Here is a 2,546-nt window from a genome sequence, read left to right as displayed (position 1 = left end):
GCGTTGCTGAATGAACAGATGAATAGTTAAACACGATAAGGGACAGGCACATCACCAAACTTGAGGTAATGAATTAGCAACCGAATCGAGTGAGCCAGCATATCTAGAGATTGGGAATAACATAAGGTTTTACGATGTAGACGCGCTAGATAGTGACGTAAACGGGTGTTTTCCCCCTCGATTCTCGTCCTATAAGTTTTGCTGACAATTCTTTTCGCCTGGAGGAATAAAACCAGGATAAACAGACCAACCATCGGTGACAATAAAATAACACTGCCAAGTAGCAACAATCTCCCACAACGGGGCGAAAGTTTTACCACTATGGTCACCTAACACCCAACCTAAAATTCCGGCTTGAAAGTGGTCTATTGCCGTCCAGAGCCAGATTTTGTTTTTTTTGAGCGGACAAAGGTTTCTAGTTCATCTAGTTCGCCCACTTCGGGAATCTGGTCAGGATTATAAGCATTGGGAAGTAACTCTCCTACCTCTTTAACCCAGCTAATTACGGTTGTATGATGCACTCCTTTGACCCGTTCAAGGCCACGAAATCCCATGCCATTAACATACATCTTCAGGCATTCGCGCCTCATCTCATCGCTGTACCCTTGATAGGGTTGATAGTTATTGATGAACTGCCGACGACAATCGACACAGATATGATTTTGTTTTTCTTTTCGATGTCCATTCTTGCGGATGTGGGTCGATCTACATTCAGGGCATTGCATGATGTGTTCCCTTGATATCATCTTTTAATTATGCAACGCCCGATTTACCATATAACCCAACTCTGAAGCATCAATAAACAACACTTCACCGTGTCTATCCCGGTTCTTATTCCCGTTCTTATACCGACTAAGAAACCACAAACAAGCAGGAATACCCGTATTGTAAAAAAGCTGCGTTGGCAACATGACAATACAATCCACAAAATCCTTCAGCACTAGAGCCTTGCGAATATCTCCTTCACCGCTTGTATTTGACGACAGCGAACCATTAGACAACACAAAACCCGCCGAACCTGTGGGTGCTAAGTGATAAATAAAATGAGATGCCCAAGCAAAATTGGCATTTCCAACAGGGGGTACAAGGTCTTTATCCAGCCAACGCCCATCATTTCGCAATAAATCACCGCCCCAATCACTATCATTAAAAGGAGGATTAGCAATGACAAAATCCGCTTTTAAGTCTTTGTGAGCATCATTGAGAAACGAACCTTCAGGATTCCACTTAATATTTGAGCCGTCAATACCCCTAATTGCTAAATTCATCCGACATAATTTATAAGTCGTCTCGTTGCTCTCCTGTCCGTAAATCGAGATATCATCTAAACGTCCTTGGTGATTTTTGACAAACTTCTCACTTTGGACAAACATTCCCCCCGAACCACAACAAGGGTCAAAAACGCGCCCGTTGTAGGGTTCTAACATCTCTACTAAAACTTTAACAATGCTTTCCGGTGTATAAAACTGCCCTCCTTTCTTACCTTCAGCTAAAGCAAACTGTCCCAAAAAATACTCATAAACTCGCCCTAAAACGTCCTGTGACTGTGCTTCAGCATTCCCTAACGTAATCGATCCTATCAAGTCAATTAATCCGCCCAAAGATTTCTGGTCTAACTTCTGCTGTCCGTATACCTTGGGCAAAATCCCTTTTAACCGTTTGCTATTTTCCTGCTCGATTGCTCCCATCGCCAAATCAACGGTTTTACCAATATCGGGTTGCTTTGCCTGTGCCTGAAGATATCCCCACCGCGCCTCAACTGGCACAAAAAATACATTCTCCGCCGAATACTCATCCCGATCTTCTGGATTACCCCCTTCGTAATCCCCCTCTCCCGCAATCAGCTTGTTGTGCAATTCCTGGAACGCATCAGAGATATATTTCAGAAAAATTAATCCTAAGACAGTGTGCTTATACTCCGCAGCATCAATATTTTTTCGCAGCTTATCCGCCGTTTTCCATAGTTTCTGCTCAAATGAGTCTGAGTTATTCTGTTTTGTTGCTACTTCTGCCATCCGTATCCCTAGTTTTTTAAAACAAATCTAAACCAGTCAGTCATTATCATTCTCGTTCATGTTAGTAAACTATAAACTTTTAAATGAACTAGAAACAAGGGGTTCCAAACCGTCTCGGAGTAAGTGACTACCGAATATGTCATCAGTTGTTTTTGGATTAAATCAGCGTGTGATCTTTTCATCACGGATCAGTTTGCTTACCTCTGCTTATTCGATTACTAGCGATTTAACAAAAGCTATTTAACTTGAATAGTGGAACAGGATTTTTTACTTGCCCATCATATTCAGCCAATCGGCTAGATGTAATTAGTAAGAACGCGGAATAGTTGCTTAATTCATCCTTACAATAAATTAATTTCAGTGTAATTACCCAAGCATTACTTATTTGGCAGAACATATACTCAAAGAATAGCCTAGGGGAAATTTAGATTTGTTCCATCAATAACTTGATAGGTAAGTAGTCAGGTGGAATTAAACTTAAAACGCTCTAGGGCATAACCACCTTTGACACTACGAGCTTCCATTCCATCC

1 protein-coding gene and 1 pseudogene are annotated in these 2,546 nt (G+C 41.5%); both read right to left on the bottom strand.

The features are described 5' to 3' along the window. Window positions 1-26: 26 nt before the first annotated feature. A pseudogene (locus C7B70_RS25540) lies at window positions 27-725 on the bottom strand (IS1 family transposase). 24 nt (window positions 726-749) lie between these two features. After that, the gene (locus tag C7B70_RS25535) at window positions 750-2,015 is read right to left on the bottom strand and encodes a class I SAM-dependent DNA methyltransferase (protein WP_199192580.1); all 1,266 of its coding nucleotides are present in this window, start codon (window positions 2,013-2,015) and stop codon (window positions 750-752) included. Window positions 2,016-2,546 lie beyond the last annotated feature (531 nt).

Source organism: Chlorogloea sp. CCALA 695 (assembly GCF_003003885.1).
Taxonomy (GTDB): Bacteria; Cyanobacteriota; Cyanobacteriia; order Cyanobacteriales; family Chroococcidiopsidaceae; genus Aliterella.
The sequence above is the reverse complement of the archived record's forward strand: the minus strand, read 5'-3'. Positions and strand labels throughout refer to the sequence as shown.